The sequence below is a fragment of the Pseudoalteromonas sp. RW-H-Ap-1 genome (assembly GCF_048318575.1).
In the GTDB taxonomy this organism is placed as follows: Bacteria; Pseudomonadota; Gammaproteobacteria; order Enterobacterales; family Alteromonadaceae; genus Pseudoalteromonas.
In genome coordinates this window covers 270,092-288,949 of sequence record NZ_CP166997.1, presented here as the reverse complement: position 1 = coordinate 288,949, position 18,858 = coordinate 270,092, and the positions used below count along the sequence as shown (strand labels likewise).

15 protein-coding genes and 1 pseudogene are annotated in these 18,858 nt (G+C 40.5%); 6 read left to right on the top strand and 10 right to left on the bottom strand.

Annotation, left to right across the window (positions count from 1 at the left end; translation table 11 throughout):
* The first annotated feature begins 78 nt into the window (after positions 1-78).
* Positions 79-2,271 (top strand): malate synthase G, encoded by a 2,193-nt coding sequence (locus AB8618_RS17765; RefSeq protein WP_413403430.1) that lies wholly within the window; start codon positions 79-81, stop codon positions 2,269-2,271.
* Between the two features lie 105 nt (positions 2,272-2,376).
* Here the strand turns inward: AB8618_RS17765 and AB8618_RS17760 are convergent, their stop codons facing one another.
* The 4 genes from AB8618_RS17760 to AB8618_RS17745 form a co-directional block, all read right to left on the bottom strand.
* The gene (locus AB8618_RS17760; protein WP_010388706.1) at positions 2,377-3,102 is read right to left on the bottom strand and encodes a YebC/PmpR family DNA-binding transcriptional regulator; all 726 of its coding nucleotides are present in this window, start codon (positions 3,100-3,102) and stop codon (positions 2,377-2,379) included.
* Positions 3,103-3,784: 682 nt separating this feature from the next.
* On the bottom strand, positions 3,785-4,402 hold the full coding sequence (locus AB8618_RS17755) for an HAD family hydrolase (protein ID WP_413403428.1): 618 nt from the start codon (positions 4,400-4,402) through the stop codon (positions 3,785-3,787).
* A gap of 227 nt (positions 4,403-4,629) precedes the next feature.
* Positions 4,630-5,124, bottom strand: a complete 495-nt coding sequence (locus AB8618_RS17750; RefSeq protein ID WP_138606453.1) for a DUF6702 family protein — start codon at positions 5,122-5,124, stop codon at positions 4,630-4,632.
* Positions 5,125-5,126: 2 nt separating this feature from the next.
* Entirely contained in the window at positions 5,127-7,508 is a 2,382-nt protein-coding gene (locus AB8618_RS17745) for a M1 family metallopeptidase (RefSeq protein ID WP_418157365.1), read from the bottom strand.
* 475 nt (positions 7,509-7,983) lie between these two features.
* Here AB8618_RS17745 and AB8618_RS17740 point away from each other — a divergent pair, with 475 nt between their 5' ends.
* The 4 genes from AB8618_RS17740 (at position 7,984) to AB8618_RS17725 (ending at position 13,847) form a co-directional block, all read left to right on the top strand.
* Complete coding sequence (locus AB8618_RS17740; protein ID WP_413403425.1) at positions 7,984-8,220, top strand: hypothetical protein; 237 nt, start codon at positions 7,984-7,986, stop codon at positions 8,218-8,220.
* Between the two features lie 66 nt (positions 8,221-8,286).
* Entirely contained in the window at positions 8,287-9,534 is a 1,248-nt protein-coding gene (locus tag AB8618_RS17735) for an exonuclease SbcCD subunit D (RefSeq protein ID WP_413403423.1), read from the top strand.
* Positions 9,531-13,181: an SbcC/MukB-like Walker B domain-containing protein gene (locus AB8618_RS17730; protein ID WP_413403421.1), complete on the top strand. Its 3,651-nt coding sequence runs from the start codon at positions 9,531-9,533 to the stop codon at positions 13,179-13,181. Before AB8618_RS17735 ends, AB8618_RS17730 begins: the two co-directional genes overlap by 4 nt.
* A gap of 9 nt (positions 13,182-13,190) precedes the next feature.
* Positions 13,191-13,847, top strand: coding sequence for a class I SAM-dependent methyltransferase (locus AB8618_RS17725; RefSeq protein WP_409426052.1), 657 nt, complete (start codon positions 13,191-13,193; stop codon positions 13,845-13,847).
* 99 nt (positions 13,848-13,946) lie between these two features.
* Here the strand turns inward: AB8618_RS17725 and AB8618_RS17720 are convergent, their stop codons facing one another.
* The 3 genes from AB8618_RS17720 to AB8618_RS17710 all read right to left on the bottom strand — a co-directional run bounded on the left by AB8618_RS17720 (position 13,947) and on the right by AB8618_RS17710 (position 15,734).
* Positions 13,947-14,156, bottom strand: coding sequence for a cold-shock protein (locus AB8618_RS17720; RefSeq protein ID WP_008110773.1), 210 nt, complete (start codon positions 14,154-14,156; stop codon positions 13,947-13,949).
* A gap of 590 nt (positions 14,157-14,746) precedes the next feature.
* Complete coding sequence (locus AB8618_RS17715; protein ID WP_409426051.1) at positions 14,747-15,277, bottom strand: DUF6942 family protein; 531 nt, start codon at positions 15,275-15,277, stop codon at positions 14,747-14,749.
* 1 nt (position 15,278) lies between these two features.
* Positions 15,279-15,734 (bottom strand): YaiI/YqxD family protein, encoded by a 456-nt coding sequence (locus tag AB8618_RS17710; RefSeq protein WP_409426050.1) that lies wholly within the window; start codon positions 15,732-15,734, stop codon positions 15,279-15,281.
* Between the two features lie 67 nt (positions 15,735-15,801).
* Here AB8618_RS17710 and AB8618_RS17705 point away from each other — a divergent pair, with 67 nt between their 5' ends.
* A complete protein-coding gene (locus tag AB8618_RS17705) occupies positions 15,802-16,335 on the top strand; it encodes a lipocalin family protein (protein WP_409426049.1) in 534 nt (177 codons plus the stop codon).
* A 219-nt stretch (positions 16,336-16,554) separates the two neighbouring features.
* Here AB8618_RS17705 and AB8618_RS17700 read toward each other — a convergent pair whose 3' ends face one another.
* The 3 genes and pseudogenes from AB8618_RS17700 to AB8618_RS17690 all read right to left on the bottom strand — a co-directional run bounded on the left by AB8618_RS17700 (position 16,555) and on the right by AB8618_RS17690 (position 18,822).
* Positions 16,555-16,896: a DUF3325 domain-containing protein gene (locus AB8618_RS17700; RefSeq protein ID WP_409426048.1), complete on the bottom strand. Its 342-nt coding sequence runs from the start codon at positions 16,894-16,896 to the stop codon at positions 16,555-16,557.
* Positions 16,893-18,481: pseudogene (locus tag AB8618_RS17695) on the bottom strand (PepSY-associated TM helix domain-containing protein). Before AB8618_RS17695 ends, AB8618_RS17700 begins: the two are co-directional and overlap by 4 nt.
* A complete protein-coding gene (locus tag AB8618_RS17690; RefSeq protein ID WP_409426047.1) occupies positions 18,478-18,822 on the bottom strand; it encodes a hypothetical protein in 345 nt (114 codons plus the stop codon). The pseudogene AB8618_RS17695 and the gene AB8618_RS17690 overlap by 4 nt, the downstream one beginning before the upstream one ends.
* Between the last annotated feature and the right edge of the window lie 36 nt (positions 18,823-18,858).

The window sequence follows — 18,858 nt, the reverse complement described above, 5'->3', positions numbered from 1 at the left end:
CAAAGCGACTTTTTTGCGATATGGTAAGTGTACGCATATAAAAAATGCACTCTGTCGGACCGTTTAAGGATTTTAATTATGAGCCACACTCTCACTCATTCTGGACTCAGCGTTGATAAGCAACTAGCTGAATTTGTTAAAAAACAACTACTACCTGGTACCCATCTAGACGAACACCAGTTTTGGAAAAGCTTTGCTCATATAGTGCAAACACTTACTCCGCTGAACAAGTCGCTACTCGCTAAACGTGAACAATTACAAAAGCAGATTGATGACTACCATGTTGCTAATAAAAACGGTGATCAAGCCCAGTACCAAGCGTTTTTAAAAGACATTGGCTATTTAGTTGATGAACCTGAAGACTTTAATATTGAAACCCTGAATGTAGAGCCAGAAATAGCATTGACTGCAGGGCCACAGTTAGTGGTACCGGTTAGTAATGCCCGTTTTGCTTTAAATGCTGCTAATGCACGTTGGGGCTCACTTTACGATGCACTATACGGCACAGACGTACTCAGTGAAGACGATGGTGCAGAGAAAGGGACTCAATACAACCCAGTGCGCGGCTTTAAAGTAATGGCTTACGCCAGACAGTTTTTAGATAAAGCGCTACCGCTTGAAAATGGCTCGCACATCGAAAGCACTAATTATTCAATTGTGGATGGCGCACTTGCTATTACATTACGCGACAGCTCGCACACTACGCTTAAAAACCCTGAACAACTCGTTGGCTATCAAGGTGAGGCACAAAACCCAAGTGTTATTTTACTTAAAAACAATGGATTACATGTTGAGCTGCAAATAGATCATCACCACCCTATTGGCCAGGCTGATAAAGCAGGGCTAAAAGATGTGGTACTTGAAGCGGCGCTGACCACTATTATGGACTGTGAAGACTCCGTTGCTGCAGTAGATGCCGAAGATAAAGTGCAAGTGTACAAAAACTGGTTAGGCTTAATGCAAGGTAACTTAGTTGAAACGTTTAGAAAAGGCGACAAAATGGTCGACCGTACGTTACAAGCCGATCGTCAATACACAGGTCTTGATGGCCAAAAACTGACCCTAAAAGGGCGCAGTATGATGTTTGTGCGTAACGTTGGGCATTTAATGACAAACCCTGCCATTACCGATGTAAGTGGTAATGATGTGTTTGAAGGCATCATGGATGCCATGTTCACCGCAACAGCCGCACTGCACGATTTAAACACTAAAAATGCCATTCAAAACTCAACTGCACAAAGTATTAATATTGTAAAACCAAAAATGCATGGCCCTGATGAAGTGGCATTTGCTAACACTTTATTTGGTATGGTTGAAGATGCACTAAGCTTGCCTAAAAACACCCTTAAAATGGGTATTATGGACGAAGAGCGTCGTACATCTGCTAACCTAAAAGCCTGTATTCATGCAGCTAAAGAGCGTGTTGTATTTATTAACACCGGCTTTTTAGACCGCACCGGTGATGAAATACATACCTCTATGCAAGCCGGTGTTGTACTGCCTAAAGCCGCTATTAAAGCACAGCCTTGGATCAGCGCTTATGAAGATCGTAATGTTGATATTGGCCTAGCCTGTGGCTTAAGCCACAAAGCACAAATTGGTAAAGGTATGTGGGCAATGCCCGATAAAATGGCGATGATGATGGAGCAAAAAGTTGCCCACCCTCAATCAGGTGCAAATACGGCTTGGGTACCCTCTCCTACTGCCGCTACATTACACGCAATGCATTATCATGATGTTGATGTATTTAGCCTGCAGCAAAGCATTGCCACGCGCCAAATAGCAAGCCTAGAAAGCTTACTAACACCACCGCTAATGCCAAACCCAGAAACACTATCAAAAGAAGATATTCAAAGTGAGCTTGAGAACAACGCGCAAGGCATTTTAGGTTACGTAGTACGCTGGATTGACCAAGGAATAGGTTGTTCTAAAGTGCCTGACATTAACCATATTGGCTTAATGGAAGACAGAGCGACCTTACGTATTTCAAGCCAGCATATCGCCAACTGGCTGTATCATGGCGTATGCAGTAAAGAGCAAGTACAAAAAGTGATGGCAAAAATGGCTAAGGTTGTTGATGGCCAAAATGAGCATGATAGCCTTTACACCCCCATGGCAAGCAATGAGCAAACATTAGCTAACAGCATTGCCTACCAAGCGGCTTTGGCACTAGTATTTGAAGGTGTTAGCCAACCTAGCGGTTACACTGAGCCACTACTGCACAGCTACCGCTTAAAATATAAAGCACAGCACCATAACCTAGCTGAATAGCTAACATTTATTTAACACTAAAAAGCGCGTTTTGCCTACACAAAACGCGCTTTTTGTTTTATTAAGCGGCAAAATAGCTAAAATTCGCCTAGTTAAAACTACGAATTAATTTTTAATGGTCGCGTTGTGATAAACATTTTGTACGTCATCGCAATCTTCAAGCATATTGATAAATTTATCAAAGTTGGCAATCACTTCTTCATCCGTAATTTCAACATGTACTTGCGGTACAAAGGTAATTTCATCAACTTCAAAGTTAATGCCTTCAAATGCTTCTTCTAATGCCGTTTTAGCTTTAAAGTACTCAGTATGCGGTGCAAACACCGACACCTTGCCATCTTCGGCTTCTACATCAGTTACATCAACGTCAGCCATCATCAGCGCTTCTAACACGACTTCATCGTCGTCGCCTGCAAACCCTAAAACAGCTAGGTGATCAAACATATGAGCAACACAACCAGGTGTGCCTATTTTTGAATCTGTTTTAGTAAACGGTAAGCGCACATCTTTAATTGTACGATTAGGGTTGTCAGTTAAACAATCAACAATCACCATACAATTACCTGGGCCGTAGCCTTCGTAACGAGCTGTTGAGTAATCTTCCCCTGCCCCTCCGGCTGCTTTTTCAATTGCTTTTTCGATTACGTGCGCGGGAACTTGGTCTTTTTTGGCTTTTTCAATTAAGCGGCGCAATGTTTGATTTACATCGGGGTCGGGTTCACCACTTTTGGCTGCAACGTAAATTTCTTTACCGTACTTCGAATTTACTTTAGTTTTCGCGTTGGCTGTTTTAGCCATCGAACTTTTGCGGACTTCAAATGCTCTGCCCATCTTGTGCCTCTATTGAATACGTTCTGTTTTCGATATTTTATCAATTCAAAGCGTATTGGGCTAGTGGTTCAACATGCTATGCTGTGCAAAAGCATTTGAGTATTAATTTAAATAATACCCGTTATATTATTAGCGAAATGAAATACAGTGCAATTTAACATAACTAGGGTCTGTTAACCTTTGCGGATTGCTATTTGTTCAAACTAGGGGCAATTTAATCGCGGCGCGAGGTTTGTAACCTAGTGGGCTAAGTCAAAACCGAGCAACAAAGAGTAAATCGCCCCTAGGCAGAACCCGAAGGGCAGCGCCTGTTTGGCATTGCTGCTGCGTTATCGCCTATTTATGGGGAGTAACCACATATACCCAAATTGCCTTAATATACAGAATTCAGCGTTTCACAGGGACTTTATATCAAGGCGTTCCCTTTGCAATAATGGTCGTCCCTTTTAAAAAGGAACAACGAAGGGAGTAAGTTTCTGTGAAACGCCCTACGGGTTGGTTTAAAAGCTATTTATACTGCGTTATTGATTTTAACAAGGGAATAACCATTATTTTCAATCAATGCCTTGTCAAAATAGCTTTTAATTCCAACTGAAACTCGCAGATTAAGGTAATTTGGGTATAGATAGGCTCTGCCTTGCCTAAATACCAAACAGACTGCTGCAAATTCAACCTTAAAAGGTCAACAGACCCCAATCTTTTCAGCGTAATTTTCTACTAATGACACTAATTCATCAAACCCATGAATAACAAAGTCGGCTTGCTTGGCATACGCGGGGGTTAAATCTGGGGCATATAAACAGGCTCGCATTTTTGCATTATGAGCAGCTTGTATGTCATATAAATAATCACCAACGTAAATAATATTATCAACTGGCATTGCCCATTTGTTTGCAATCGTTAGTAAAGCACTTGGATCGGGTTTAGCAGGAGCGTCGGTTCGGGTGAGTACCGTTTCGATTGGCAACGGATTATGCTGAAGTTTCAATGAAGCCGCTTTATCAAAATTACGCGTCACGATAGCCATGGGGATATTCTTTGCTTGCAGAGCGTTAACAGCTTCAACGACACCAGGTAAAAAACTCGCGTTTTGTGCGTCAAGTAGCTCATGCTGATGGACTATATTCATTGCTTCTTCACGCATGTAGGGCGAGGGTAATTGTTCTATATACTCGAGTAGGTCTTGCTCTGCTGGGCAACCTACTTGTGCCTTAATTAATGAAAAGTTTAATTCTGATGATACTAAGGTTCCGTCTAAATCAAAAATAACACCTTTGATTGCCTCAATTTGCGTTTTCATTTCATTCCTTGTGCTAACTAGTTTGCGGATTTGCTTTACATTAAAAATGTATATCAATAGACAATTACAAAAAACTTAATCCATTACGCTCTCAGTATAGCTCATTTGATACACATTAGTTCGGTTTGTATGATTTCTGTTATGTTGGTTTTACGATGAAGTAAGTTAACGCGATCAGCTAACCTAACAGTATAAAAATGCGCACCTAAGAAAAGATGCGCAGTGGGTTAGTTAGTTTCAAATCGTGCTTCAAGCCATGTGTCGTCTTGACTAAAGTTTAACGTTTTTACTTTTCCTCGCCCCTCAACATTTACCATATTGACTTGCGCAGGCCATAAATCGCGCAGTGCGCCATTACTCATTCTAATGCCTTCAATCTCATCGGGGATCGTGGCTTCTTGGTATACCCAAAAGAACTTACCATCCACTTGTGCACCTACATAATTAAGCGTAAGTGGTTCACCCTCTAAGGTTTGCAAAGCAACATGAGACTCAACATATTTAGCAAAGCGTTTTTGGTCACGCTTGTTATCAATAATATCCACCTTGCCTTTAAATAAACTGCCAACAGCATGCTCTGTGTCATGTAAGTAAAAACGATGCATCAATTCAATATTGTGCGTGCGCTGATTAAATAACATCGTTGTAACAGATGATTTTAATTGGTGCGCCATACTCGGCGCAGCAATTAAAAAGCAAACAATAATAAGCAAAAAGCGCATTATTATTGGTCCTCGTCGTTATTTATTTCGTCTTTTGGCTCGTCTTTTTTCAGCTCTGTTTTAATATCTTGCATGATATCGCGGCTTACTTTTGCCTTACTCTTTTCACGTTTGTAGACTTCAATACGCGAAGGAATAATACGACGAGGGTAGTGATTATTTTCTACATTCACATCCGCCGTTTCCCAGCCTGAATCAACCGTTACTGATGTCAGCGGTTTGTTTTTGTCGGTAATAATCAGCTTTTGTACATTCTTGTGGTTACGACGCCAAATTTCTGCGGGAATGTAACGCTCTTCTTTAGTGCCATCTTCATAAGTTAGCTCTAAAAGAATCGGCATCACAAGGCCGCCCAAGTTTGAAAACTCCATAACATAGTAGTTTTTGTCTTCTTCTAGTGCGCGATCGAGTGTTTTACGCTCCCACGGTTTTAAGCCTTTTAAAAATTTGTTGTACGCATTACGTTCTTTATTGGTAACCGTAAAGCGATCGTTTTCGTCATAAAAATCGGTTACATCTGGGTTTTTCTCAACCCAAGTTTTTTTACCTTCAGCGCGATTACGCTCAACAAATAATGAACTTGGCTTATTCGCTTCAATATCACGTAAACGCTTAAAGTCGATATCAGGGTTTTTGGTGTCTAAACGTAATTGATATACTTTATCAAGCGAGATATCAACATGGTCTGTAGTGTAGAACCAACCACGCCAGAACCAATCTAAATCAACACCTGACGCTTCTTCCATAGTACGGAAAAAATCAGCCGGAGTAGGACGCTTATATTTCCAGCGCTGAGCATACTCTTTAAACGCAAAATCAAATAATTCACGACCAAGAATAACTTCACGTAAAATATTTAATGCAGCAGCTGGTTTAGTATAGGCATTAGGCCCTAAACGAAGCACACTGTCTGATTGCGTCATAATAGGCACTTGAGTTTCAGACTTCATGTACGCCACAATATCACGTGGCTCAACACCCCAAGGAATGGTTGGATCCCATTCACGTCCAGCAACACCATCTAAAAAGCTATTTAAACCTTCATCCATCCAAGTCCATTGGCGCTCATCTGAGTTTACAATCATAGGGAAATAAATATGCCCCACTTCGTGGATAACAACCCCGATTAAAAAGCGCTTTTCTGCTTGAGAATAAGTACGTGTGCCATCGTCTTGTAAATCTGTACGTGGACCATTAAAGGTGATCATTGGGTATTCCATCCCCCCTACAGGCCCATTAACTGACTGTGCAGTTGGGTAAGGGTAATCAAATGAATATTTTGAATATACTTCCATGGTATGTACCACAGATTCAGTTGAATATTTCTTCCATAAATCGCCACCTTCTTTAGGGAAAAACGACATCGCCATAACCAATGGTTGCTCATTCCCACCTTGTTGGTAACCTTTAGCATCCCACATAAATTTACGTGACGACGCCCATGCAAAATCACGAACATTTTCAGCTTTAAAATGCCACGTTTTTGTTTTGTCTGTACCGGCTTTTTCGTTTTCGAGTGCTTCTTCTTCAGTAACGACAAATACAGGACGTTTTGCTGTTTCAGCTTCTTTTAAACGATTACGCTGAGTACTGGTTAAAACAGAGCTTGGGTTATCAAGCTTACCGGTTGCCGATACAATATGATCCGCAGGAACCGTAATTTCAACGTCGTAGTCGCCAAATTCTAAAGTGAATTCACCGCTACCTAGAAATGGCTTGTTAGTCCATGCTTCGTAATCAGTATACGCAGCTAAACGAGGGAACCACTGAGCCACTAGGAAAATATCGTTACCGTCTTCTTCAAAGTGCTCATAACCTGCACGTGCACCTACCGCATCTTCCTCAACCAAGTTAAACGCGAAGTCCATACTAAACTCAACATCTTTACCGGGCTTTAGTGGCGTGTTTAAGTCTATCCGCATTAGAGTATCAACAACCGTTACGCGTAGCGCTTTACCATCTTCATCTTTAACATTGCTAATGGTGTAACCCAGCTCATTGTCGTTCATAAACTGCTGACGACGTAAATCACCTAAACTTAATTTAGCAGGCTTGGCATCCGGTTCGTTTTGTAGGGTACTTTTAAAAGTTTGCGTGGTTTCTGCAATCGAGTCATTTTTAAAAATGTTTTGATCAAGCTGTAGCCATAAATATTTAAGCGTATGCGGTGAGTTATTTTTATATTCAATTGTTTGACTCCCCGTTAAGCGACGCTTTTGCTCATCAAGCTTTACATCAATATCGTAATCAACTCGTTGTTGCCAGTAATTTTCTGCTGGTGCACCTGCGGCACTGCGGTAAACATTAGGGGTAGGCAAAGCTTCGTCTAGTTGACGGAATTTATCAACATAGCTGCCTTTAGTTTGCTCAACAGATGAAGCCATCACTGAGCTCGCCATTGCCAAAGGCAACACAAACGCACTCAGTGTAAATAAATTTTTTTCATTGTTAATCCTGATAGATTTTAGTAACACTACTGTGACAAATTTACTGCTAAGCTTCAATAAAATAGCGATAAAACCCTACTTTTATAGGGTAATATTCCCCACCTTTATGCAAATACCATTTGTAGTGTTTCATACAATAAAAAAGAACGTATATTTCGTTAGAAATTTAATTAAAAACAAAGGCAATTAATACGCTAAACAAAACTGTAAAGGGGGTTTACATATCACTAAAAGTAGAGATAAAACGAAAAAACACAGCTATTTTCATTAAAAATACCAAATAACGCAGTTTTAGGTTGATCTTTACTATGGTTTGTAATTAGAATCGCCCACTTTTTTAATTTGAGGGTACTTTTTTAGTGTTTCTCTCAAATATTTTGTTTTAACTAATCGTATTAAGTGTGGTGAGTTTATGGATTTTTATGTCCTAAAAAAGCAGCAAAAACTAATTGCAATACCAGCAGACGCGCAAAATTGTAAGCAGTATATTAACTCAGGCTACCTGTATATTGATAAAGTGGCTGCTTGTAATGAAACAAACGCACTAGAAGTATTACAGGCCAAAAAAGCAAAAGCATTAAAGTGGCCTTTAACAATTGCCCTTGCTGCTTTGCCGGTTATTTTTATTGCTTGGTATACTTTAACCTAAAGCGATACTTGCATCTTTAATTGCCTTGGGTATATTGGCGCTCTTATGGTTTTTTAAGAGCGCAAAATGAAAGTTCTTCACACTTCAGACTGGCACTTAGGTCAGCAATTTTATGAACATGATCGCCGTCATGAACACCATGCTTTTTTCTCTTGGTTATTAACCACCCTCGTTAGCCAACAAATCGATTTATTGCTTGTTGCGGGCGATATTTATCACACTGCCACGCCCAGTGCTAGTGCCGAAAACCAACTCTATCAATTTATAAAGAATGCCAAAGCACAGTGCCCACAATTACATGTGGTCATAATTGCCGGCAATCATGACTCCGCTAATCGTATTTTGGCCGCACAGCCCTTATTAGCTCAGTTTGATACCCATGTTGTAGGCAGGTTTGATCCAGCCAACCCCAATGACGTGGTAATAACATTTAATAATAACGACAAACACGCTGTAATAGTCGCTATGCCGTTTTTACGAACCAGCGATATAAGTACGCTTAGCCAGAGCGAGGACGGCCCTAGTTACGCACAAGGCGTTGCCAAAGCTTACCAACTGGCACTTGAACATGCGTTAACGCTTACCGATGAAAGTACGCCTTTAATTGTTATGGGTCACTTGCATGCCAAAGGTGGAAATATTTCTGGTGATTCTGAGCGTAACTTAGTCATTGGCGGTGAAGAAGCCATTTCGGCGTCGGTATTTGGTAAACATGCCAATTACATAGCGCTAGGGCATTTACACAAAGCGCAGGTAGTGGCTAAAAATGAGCGTATTCGCTACAGCGGCACGCCTATTCCCATGTCGTTTTCAGAAAGGAAATATACCCATCAAGTCAATGTGGTTGAGTTTAACGTACAAAAAGACCAACCGCTAAGCACCACTGTAAACCCCCTTTACATTCCTAGGCTCGCTGAAGTAATTGTATTACCCGAGGGGGAGTGCGTCCCTTTAGCCCAGCTATGCGAGCAAATAAAAGCACTCGATACACAACAATACGAAATAGCGCCATACTTACGAGTAAAGCTAAAATCCAGTGATATCGATACCACTTTTCGTGAGCAAATTGAGCAAGCACTAAAAGGCAAACAGGTTAACTTTTGCGGTATAGAACGGGTACGCGATCAGCAAGTGAGTAATTCCTCAGAAACGGTATTTGAAGATTTAAGTTTTGTAGAAATGCTCAACCCAATTAATTTACTCGAACAAGCCTTTAATAACGACAAAGATATGGCCGGAGAAACCGTTCCCAGTGAATTAAAAGTGCTATTAACCGACGTTATTGATGAACTTGAACAGGAGCAGCTACTATGAAAATAACCGCCGTGCGTATTCATAACTTAGCCTCCATTGCTGATGCCGAAATCGACTTTTTAGCTTCACCACTCAAAGACGCAGGTTTATTTGCTATTACAGGTGACACTGGCGCAGGAAAAAGCACCGTACTTGATGCCATTTGTTTAGCGCTTTATACGAAAACTGCTCGTTTGAAAGGCGACAAAGGTAACCTAATTGATTTTAACGGCGACAACATAAAGCTTAACGATGCCCGCAATTTATTGCGCCGTGGGAAATGGGAAGGCTATGCGGAAGTGGACTTTAGCGGGCAAGATCAGCAACTTTATAGAGCACGCTACAGCATTCAACGCACGCATAAAAAAGTAACCGGCAAACTAAAAGTGGCAGAGCATACTTTACATAGCTTACCGGATGAAACCTTAATCGCAGACAAAAGCACCACCATCAAAGCCATCGAAAATAAAATAGGCCTCACTTTTGAGCAATTTTCCCGTGCAGTGTTACTAGCACAGCATGAGTTTGCCGCCTTTTTAAAAGCCACTGGCGATGAACGCGCACAACTTTTAGAATGCCTTACCGGCACCGATAAATTTAGTCGAATAGGCCAGCGTATATTTGAGCGTAATAAAGCAGTAAAAGATAAACTTGAATTACTAACAGCCAGCTTAGCCAGTTATGCATTATTGTCTGATGAAGAGCTAAGTGAGAAAAAACACACTCTTGATGAACTTAAAAAACAAACTGAACACACAAAAACAACGTTGGCCAGCACAGAGCAAGGTGTTAACTGGTACAAGCAAGCACACAGTTTAGAGCAAGCATTAACAGCGGCTCAACAAAACGAGCAACAAGCAAGTGATGCACTTGATGCGGTTAAAGCACAAACTGAGCAAGCAAAACAAGCACAAAGTGCGCTTGAAATTAAAGATAATCGCCAGCGCTTTAAAAGCTTAACGGTGCAAAACAGCCAGTTAAATTCACAAATTAAAGAATTAAACGCGCTGGATCATGCCGCGCTTATTAATGAGCAAGCAAGTAAGGTTAAAAAACAACAAAGCGAATTAGCAACAGCAAAACAACATCAACAAACGGCTGAGCCACTGATTGCAAAAGCACGTGAGCTCGACAGTCAATTAGCTATTTTTACGCAAAGCATTACAAGCCTGACACAACAAAAAACTAAAGAGCAACAGCAATTAAACGAGTTACAACAGCAGCTACAACAAAATAATTTCAGCGTGGAGCAGGCAACAACACAAAGCATTCACCATAAGCAATGGTTACAAGAAAACAATCAACTTAAGCCATTGACCACTGATTGGAACTATTTTAATCACAGCATTAAGCAGTTTTTTAATACCACAACGCAATTAAAAACACTCGAGCAACAAAAGCAAACCATTACTTTGCAGCTAAGCACTCTCGCTACCAAGCTCAACGAGCAAAATAAACAGTTAGAACATGCAGAGCACACACTAAGCACTGAACAACAAAATCTAAATAAACTCACCCAGCAGCAAGAGCAATTTAATATTGAGCAGTGCGATAATCAGCTTAAAAACATCGATTATTTAAAAGAGCAGCGAGCGCGTTATAAGCAATTTAATCAAGAACTAAAGCACACAGTGCAGCAACAAAGTACTACAGCAGAAAAGCTAACTCAGAGTGAGCAAACTAACACCACATTGCTTGCGCAATTAAGCAGTAAAGAGCAAGCACTTAAACACGCCGAGCAATCGCTTAATCAAGCACGGCTGCGCGCGAGTGAACATGTTGAACACTTACGCGCACAACTACAGCCTAATGAGGCTTGTGCGGTTTGTGGAGCCACTGAGCATCCGTTTGCAAATAATCAAAGCCAACCTTTTAATAACTTAATAACCGACTTTGAAAATACCTACACTGGCGCTAAACAGCAGCACTTAGATGCACAAACCCAGCTACATCAACATCAAACACAGCATGCTGTTTTAGTCGCAGAGCATAAGCAGCAGAGCCAAGCGATTGCTGATACCCAAGCCAAAATGTTAGACATTAAAAATACCATGCAAGCGGCTAAAACAGATCTTAATGACTTAAGCGTTGATCAGCTTGATGCCACCCATAAACAATTAAACGGGCAAAAAGCGCAGTACTTTGCAGCACAAAAACAACAAAACCAGTTGCAAGAAACGGTTAACCAACTGCAAAACACGGTTAAGAAAGAGCAGACTGCGCAGCAACAATTAAATACCCAGCATATTGAACTGAACAATCAGCTCACCATGCTTAATAATAAGCACCAGGAATTGCACAGCCAACGCGAAGCACTTATAAGTGAGCTAAATTCTCACTTTGAAAACAGTCAATTTTGGCAAACGTTGCAAACCGGCGCGTTAACACTAAGCGAGTTAGATGAGCAAGTAGAGCAGTATCAATATCAGCAACTACAACTTGAGCAAACTCAAAAGCAGTTAGACAACGCCAATTTACAGCTGCAGCAGCTAACCCCGCTTATGACCAAAGCTGAGCAGCAAATTAGCAAGCTCAACGACGATTTAACTCAGGCACAGCAGCAGCACAACAGTACTCAGCAACAGCGCTTAGCGTTATTTGATAACCAAACGATCAGCGCTGATGACTACCAGACTCAGCTCAATAGGCAAGTAGAGCAGTGTCAGGGTGAATTAAATCAAAGTCAACGGGCACACGATAGCGCCATAAAACAGCGCGATGAGCAGGCTATTACACTTAAAAACCTTGAGCAGCGCTTAGCCGATAACAGCCAGGAGCTAACCACACTTGAAACACGCTATAATGCTTGGTTTGAAGAATTTAGCGCGCTTTATGCTGATATTAGCCATCAGCAAATCGAGGTGCTACTGGCCATAAGTAATGACGATATTAAAGAGCAGCTAAAACATAGCGAGCAGTTATCCCAAGCATTAGTTGATGCCCGAGCCGCGCTAAAACAACAGCAAAAAGCCAATGAGGAGCATCAGCAAAATAATAAGCCAGCACACAGCGAAGCACAGTTAATTGAACAACAAACTGAATTAACTGCGCAGCAAACACAATTACAAAATAACTTACTTACGATTAATACCGCCATCGAGCAGCACAACCAAAATGCAAAAGCCCTTGAGGGCAAGCAGGCTGAGCTAAGCAAACTTAAACAACAAGTAGAACAATGGCATTTACTTAATAAAGTGCTCGGTGATGCAACCGGCAAAACAATGCGTAATTTAGCGCAAACACAAACACTAAAAATATTGCTACATTATGCTAATAGCCATTTAAAAACGCTAAATAAGCGTTACGAACTCACAGAAATAGCTGATTCACTTGATATAGCGATTATTGACCGCGATATGGCCGATGAACAGCGTTCGGTAAATACACTCTCTGGGGGAGAGTCGTTTTTAGTGTCGTTGGCACTTGCATTAGGGCTGGCCTCTTTATCCTCAAACAAAGTACAAATCAACTCGTTATTTGTTGACGAAGGCTTTGGTACACTAGATAGTGAAACACTTAGCATTGCAATGGACGCGCTAGATTCACTGCAAGCACAAGGTAGAAAGGTCGGTGTGATTTCACATGTAAGTGAAATGAGCGAACGCGTTGCAACGCAAATTCATGTCGCTAAAAAACCGGGTGGATACTCCACCATAAACGTAATTTAAGGAAATAGTATGCCCACTTTTACAGGCGAAGAAGCACACGAATATGATAACCGTATTACCCGTTTAGTCCCAGGTTACGAGCTATTACATCAACTTACCAACGCACAGCTAAGCGCAACGTTAACTGATAACGCCCATATTTTAGTGGTAGGCGCGGGTACAGGTAAAGAAATCGCAGCATTGGCGAATATTAATTCTACTTGGCAGTTTACCGCTCAAGATACCTCGGCCGACATGCTAGCCATTGCTAAGCAACGTTTTGTAGATCAAGGTATTGACTCACAAGTCAGCATTGAGTGCCAACCGCTAGATAAATTAAAGGTTAAAGCCGACGCGGTATTATGTTTATTAGTGATGCATTTTGTTGAAGATAACGGCGATAAAAAGCAGTTATTAAAGGGGATTAAAAACAATCTTAAAAAATCCGCACCGGTATTTATTGCTGATTTAATGCGCCCAGAAACCCCATTTGAAAGAGAAGCGCAACTTAATACGTGCCAAGAGCTTGGGCTTAGCGATGCAGGCAAAACGCAAATGGCACATAACTTAGAGCGTGAGTTTTACCCGCTTGATCGCATGCGCTTTAGTGAGTTACTTAATGAATGTGGCTTTGGCATTCCAAAACTGTACTTTAAAGCACTTGGCTTTAGTGGCTACGTGGTATAAATTTTTTGCAAAAAAAAGCTAATATCGCATTGATATTAGCTTTATCGCTTAACGTTAGTTTAGCGTGGTGAGTGCGCTATAAAGCCCACTCCCTTTAAATTAGATGCAAACAATGTTTTCAGCTTGCGGGCCTTTTTGGCCTTGAGTTACGCTGAACTGTACTTTTTGGCCTTCAGCTAAAGTTTTGAAACCGTCGCCTGAAATTGCGCTGAAATGTGCGAAAACGTCTGGGCCAGACTCTTGCTCAATAAAACCAAAACCTTTAGCTTCGTTGAAAAATTTTACAGTACCAGTAGTTGTATTAGACATAATAATATCCTAAAAAAATAAATAAAAAATTGCCTTAAAATAGGCGTTTAACAGGAAGAAAACAAACATTTAACTTGAGGATATCGCGAAGGATTATTACTAATAACAACGTGGTACTTACAAATAAACTGGGCTTTCTGTCAACCCGATGGCAAGCAGGATAACAGCAATACAGTTTATAACAAGCTTTATTTATACTTTATTTTTATATACAACTGCAAAACCCCTCACAATAGGGTTTGCAGCGTCATCGACTTAACTTTTTAAACTTCGTATTAAGAAATAACCTGTCAAAGTGCACATTACACGCTCTTACAATACCTTTAATCATAATAATTGAGGTTAAACGTTGGCACTTGGAGGTACTGATAGCTTGTCTATCAGTATTGAGTGTAGTTCATTTAGTGGGCTGTGCGTTGGTGTATTGGTTAATAGGGATAAGCGGCAAAAAAATCCTCAGTAACAATCCTGCATTGTCGCTTAAATTTGGCCGTGCCTCGGCATGTGTGCTGTTTATTTTAGGCTCACCAATGCTATTTGATAGCGCACAAAAACTAACTCACATTGTGTAAAGCAAAAGAGAACGTGGCTTATGTTAACTGAGCCACTAACTCACTCAAACGGGCAATTTTAATATTACTCAACTGCCTATAATCAAAATAGGGGCACACAATAATATTCTGGCTTTTGTCTATAGCAAACTCATCATCAAGCCAATCAAGTTGGGTGTTTAATTTACCTTGTTGTATCAAGTTTTTAGCGTGAGTTCTTCCCGCAATAATGTGCAACTGGTTTTTGTGCTCAGTGAGCACCGGCACACTAAAAAGTAATGCAGTCTCGCTATGCTGCTGTAACAACAGCTCATCTCGATATGCTTGCCAGCTCACTGCTTGTTTAGCAAATGAGTAATACTCGCTTGGCAACGCAAATAACACTTTGGCGTATACATTAAAGACTTTTCGCCAGCCATTGCCACAGTGCTGATTTATACTGTTTATTTGCCCACTAACCACAGGCTCTAACTGCTCTAGTGTTTCAAAGTAGGGCATAGGGGGCGCTTTTGCGATATACACAGCAACTCTAAATGAATTATCACCTAACCCTATTAACTGGCTGTTCACCTTAACTACTCTTATTTTGCGCTAAAATACGGTCAAGATTATTAGCAAAGTTTTGTCTGTCACTTTGGCTTAACGGAGGCGGCCCGCCACTCATTTCTACACCGCTTGAGCGCATAGTATCCATAAAGTCGCGTACATTTAGTAAGGATCGAATGTTTTCAGTGGTGTAAAGCTCACCGCGCGGATTAAGCGCTTGGCCGCCGTTATCAATCACTTCGCTAGCTAGCGGAATATCTCCAGTGATCACTAAATCACCCTTTTCAACTCGTTTAACTATTTCATCATCAGCCACATCAAAGCCTGATGACACTTGTAGTCGACTAATAAATTTTGATGGTGGAATGCGCATGGCATGATTTGCAACCAGTATTGTTTCTGTTTGCGTACGCTCTGCAGCTCTAAATAAAATTTCTTTTATTACTACCGGACAAGCGTCAGCATCAACCCAAATTTTCATGCTAAGTTCTTTAAATTGCTTTAGTATTAAAGCGATCCTATAGCAATTTCTAAAAAAAGGAAACAACATGAAACTCGCTTTTAAAGCTGCGTTATTTATTACCATCGTATTTATACTCAGTGCCTGTACCAGCGCCCCTGAAGGAATAAGTCCGGTTAAAAACTTTGATTTAGAAAAGTACCAAGGCAAGTGGTATGAAATAGCTCGATTAGACCACTCCTTTGAACAAGGAATGGAACAAGTAACAGCCACCTACTCAATTAACGATGATGGAACGGTAAAGGTATTAAACAAAGGATTTATTAGTAAAGATCAGCAGTGGGACGAAGCCGAAGGCTTAGCTAAATTTGTAGAAAACACCGATACAGGGCATTTTAAAGTGTCATTTTTTGGGCCGTTTTATGGTGCCTATATTATTTTTGAGCTCGACCAACCTGATTATCAATATGCCTTTATTACCAGTTATAGCAAAGATTACTTATGGTTTTTATCACGCACACCAACAGTAAGCAAAAAGCTTAAGCAGCACTTTTTAAGCCAAGTAAAGGCGCTTGGTTTTGCAACTGACGAAATTATTTGGGTAAATCAAAAAGCGCTGTAAAGGGAGTTTACATCAGAGAATGATAAATAACCTAAGCTGTAATAAAACGATCACCTTACTGTAAGGTAAGTTAAATAAAGCAAGGCTATATTAGCCGCATCTGCAAAGAGACAGGCAGGTGAAGACATAATGACAATCCCCCTTTTTAATTGGCAAGCCTTATGGCTTGCCATTTTTTACCTCAATTTTAGCTATTGTTTGAGATCAGGTTTTTACTAACTAAAGCCCGTTTAAACCAAAAAATAACGTACTCATGGCCAATATTACTAATATGAGTAAATTAAAAAGTTTAGTTAACTTCACCAAAAAGCTATAAAAAGTCATTACAATTAAAGCACTTAACGTCATATAGCCACAAAACTGCAAACCACCATAACCTTGTAATTCGTTAACACATAACAGCAAACTTAGTAAAATACTGATCCAAGCAACACTCAATAAAACCAAACGCTGCTGTTGAGTAGGGCGCTTATTGAAAACATCCTTAAAATGATTAAACTTAGCCAGCGCAAAGCAGTTAAAAGCCAGCAAACATAAACTAAAAGGAAGCAAGGCAATCATACTTTTTGCTCCTGAGTATTTATTGGAGTTGGTTTTTTAGCTTGCAGAGCAGTACGTAATTTTTCGGTTTGTAACAAAAACAGCAAACCAAACGCTAGAAAAAAACTGTCAAACATAAATAATGCCCACTGATCGTTACGCAAATAACTGATTATATTACCTTCAGTGGTGAGCGCATTAACCAATGGCACACTAAAGCAAGCAATGCTGTTTATGGCAGCCAACACACACCACTGCAACTTGTCACGCTTTACAAAGGCAATGATGAACACACATAGCCAAGTTAAAAAGAAAGCGAGTATTTCTTTATCCGAGCGCTCAGCAACTTGTTTGCCAAGTAAACGATTAGCCAAAAAGAAAGCCGATGTAGCCAAGGGTAGTCCCATCAATGTTCCTAGATTTAACCCTTCAACGAGCTTTAGCCCCCAAGATGGTTGAGTATTTTTTTCATTCTTTCGCGTAAGCGCTTAGCCCACATTATGCAGCCTGTCGCTATCATTATGCAGCCGGCAATGCCGCCTAAAAAATATAAAACACGTAATAATGGCTCTGCTAAACGCCCAGTATGCATTGAATTTAAAGACTCATATAGCGCCTTACTGCCAGTGAGTTCATCATCAGTTTGAGCAACAAGTTCACCACTCGCTCCGCTAAAAATTAAACGGGGTGATTGATCCCTTAATGTTTTTCCAGGGCTCACCAAAACCATAATAGTTGCAGCGGCTTTATTCGGCTTATTAATAATTACCCGAGTTATATCAGCCTCTGGCCACTTAGTATAAACTTGATCTAAAACTGTATTGATAGGCACTAGCGGTGCATTACCTGGCAATGATTCTGTTACAGGACTACTTGGCGAAACATCATTGAAAAAACCACGTATTCCATTTTCATAAACGGTTTGCGCGGGGTAGGGAAATATCATAAATATCAGAGTAATAATGCCGGTATAGGTAATCATTAAATGAAACGGTAAGGCAAATACAGAACTTAAATTATGTACATCTAACCAGCTACGACTGCCTTTATTAGCTCTAAAAACAAACATATCTTTAAAAATGCGTTTGTGAATTACTATCCCTGATATCAACGCAATAAGCATAAATAAACTAGCAAAACAGACAATCCAACGCGCTGTTTTTACATCGATATAATGCAAATCAAAATGCAGGCGATAAAAGAAATTTCCCCCTCGGGTATCTACAAAGGGTGCTAGAGGCTGCATGGTATTTGGATCTATACGGGTGTTTTCAAAAGACGCTCTGCGCTGCCCTGGCTCTTTTGGCTTAGCATAGCCATACGTTAAATAGGGTACACGCTCTTCTGGGAGTGTTATACGCCAGTTAGGCGCATTAGGTGCTTGCGAATTTAAATACTCAACGCCGCTTATTATTTGTTGCTTTTGCGCGCCAATACGGTCTGTCTGCTGCTCAATATTATGAATACTTGGCTGATTCCATAAACTAACTTCATCTCTAAAAAAGCTGATAGTGCCTGCAAAAAATATTAAATACAGTAACCAACACACGAGTAAACCTACCCATGTATGTAACCAGGTCATTGAGCGAAAAAAACTTCCTTTCATAACCATCCCTTCATTAGCGACAACAGCACAAATTGCGCTACTATACTTAGTAAAATACTGATCCAAACTATTTTTAACGACCGAAGATAGAAACTATAAATGAACACGAGGGCGTAAATTAAAATGCTCGAAGAGACACTTAGTAAAACCGCGTCAACTTTAGAGACCGGCACCACAACACTTAATAAAGACACGCTGACGGCTGTAAAAAAATATCCACCAACAATGGCAATGAAAAAACGCGATAAAACCGCTAATTCATAGCTAAAGCGCTGCATAAACTGCCATAACATAGAAAATACGGGTTTAGGAAAGTCTAAAAGACGGTTGGAGGCCTGCATCAACTGCAAATTCCTTTTAAACATAGCTAAAAAAAG

Bases quoted from the DNA above. Each gene is read 5' to 3' on its own strand.
- AB8618_RS17705 (WP_409426049.1), top strand. From the start codon at position 15,802: ATGAAACTCGCTTTTAAAGCTGCGTTATTTATTACCATCGTATTTATA.
- AB8618_RS17745 (WP_418157365.1), bottom strand. From the start codon at position 7,508: ATGGCTTCATCTGTTGAGCAAACTAAAGGCAGCTATGTTGATAAATTC.
- AB8618_RS17730 (WP_413403421.1), top strand. From the start codon at position 9,531: ATGAAAATAACCGCCGTGCGTATTCATAACTTAGCCTCCATTGCTGAT.
- AB8618_RS17740 (WP_413403425.1), top strand. From the start codon at position 7,984: ATGGATTTTTATGTCCTAAAAAAGCAGCAAAAACTAATTGCAATACCA.
- AB8618_RS17760 (WP_010388706.1), bottom strand. From the start codon at position 3,102: ATGGGCAGAGCATTTGAAGTCCGCAAAAGTTCGATGGCTAAAACAGCC.
- AB8618_RS17750 (WP_138606453.1), bottom strand. From the start codon at position 5,124: ATGCGCTTTTTGCTTATTATTGTTTGCTTTTTAATTGCTGCGCCGAGT.
- AB8618_RS17690 (WP_409426047.1), bottom strand. From the start codon at position 18,822: ATGCAGGCCTCCAACCGTCTTTTAGACTTTCCTAAACCCGTATTTTCT.
- AB8618_RS17755 (WP_413403428.1), bottom strand. From the start codon at position 4,402: ATGAAAACGCAAATTGAGGCAATCAAAGGTGTTATTTTTGATTTAGAC.
- AB8618_RS17735 (WP_413403423.1), top strand. From the start codon at position 8,287: ATGAAAGTTCTTCACACTTCAGACTGGCACTTAGGTCAGCAATTTTAT.
- AB8618_RS17700 (WP_409426048.1), bottom strand. From the start codon at position 16,896: ATGATTGCCTTGCTTCCTTTTAGTTTATGTTTGCTGGCTTTTAACTGC.
- AB8618_RS17725 (WP_409426052.1), top strand. From the start codon at position 13,191: ATGCCCACTTTTACAGGCGAAGAAGCACACGAATATGATAACCGTATT.
- AB8618_RS17720 (WP_008110773.1), bottom strand. From the start codon at position 14,156: ATGTCTAATACAACTACTGGTACTGTAAAATTTTTCAACGAAGCTAAA.
- AB8618_RS17765 (WP_413403430.1), top strand. From the start codon at position 79: ATGAGCCACACTCTCACTCATTCTGGACTCAGCGTTGATAAGCAACTA.
- AB8618_RS17710 (WP_409426050.1), bottom strand. From the start codon at position 15,734: ATGAAAATTTGGGTTGATGCTGACGCTTGTCCGGTAGTAATAAAAGAA.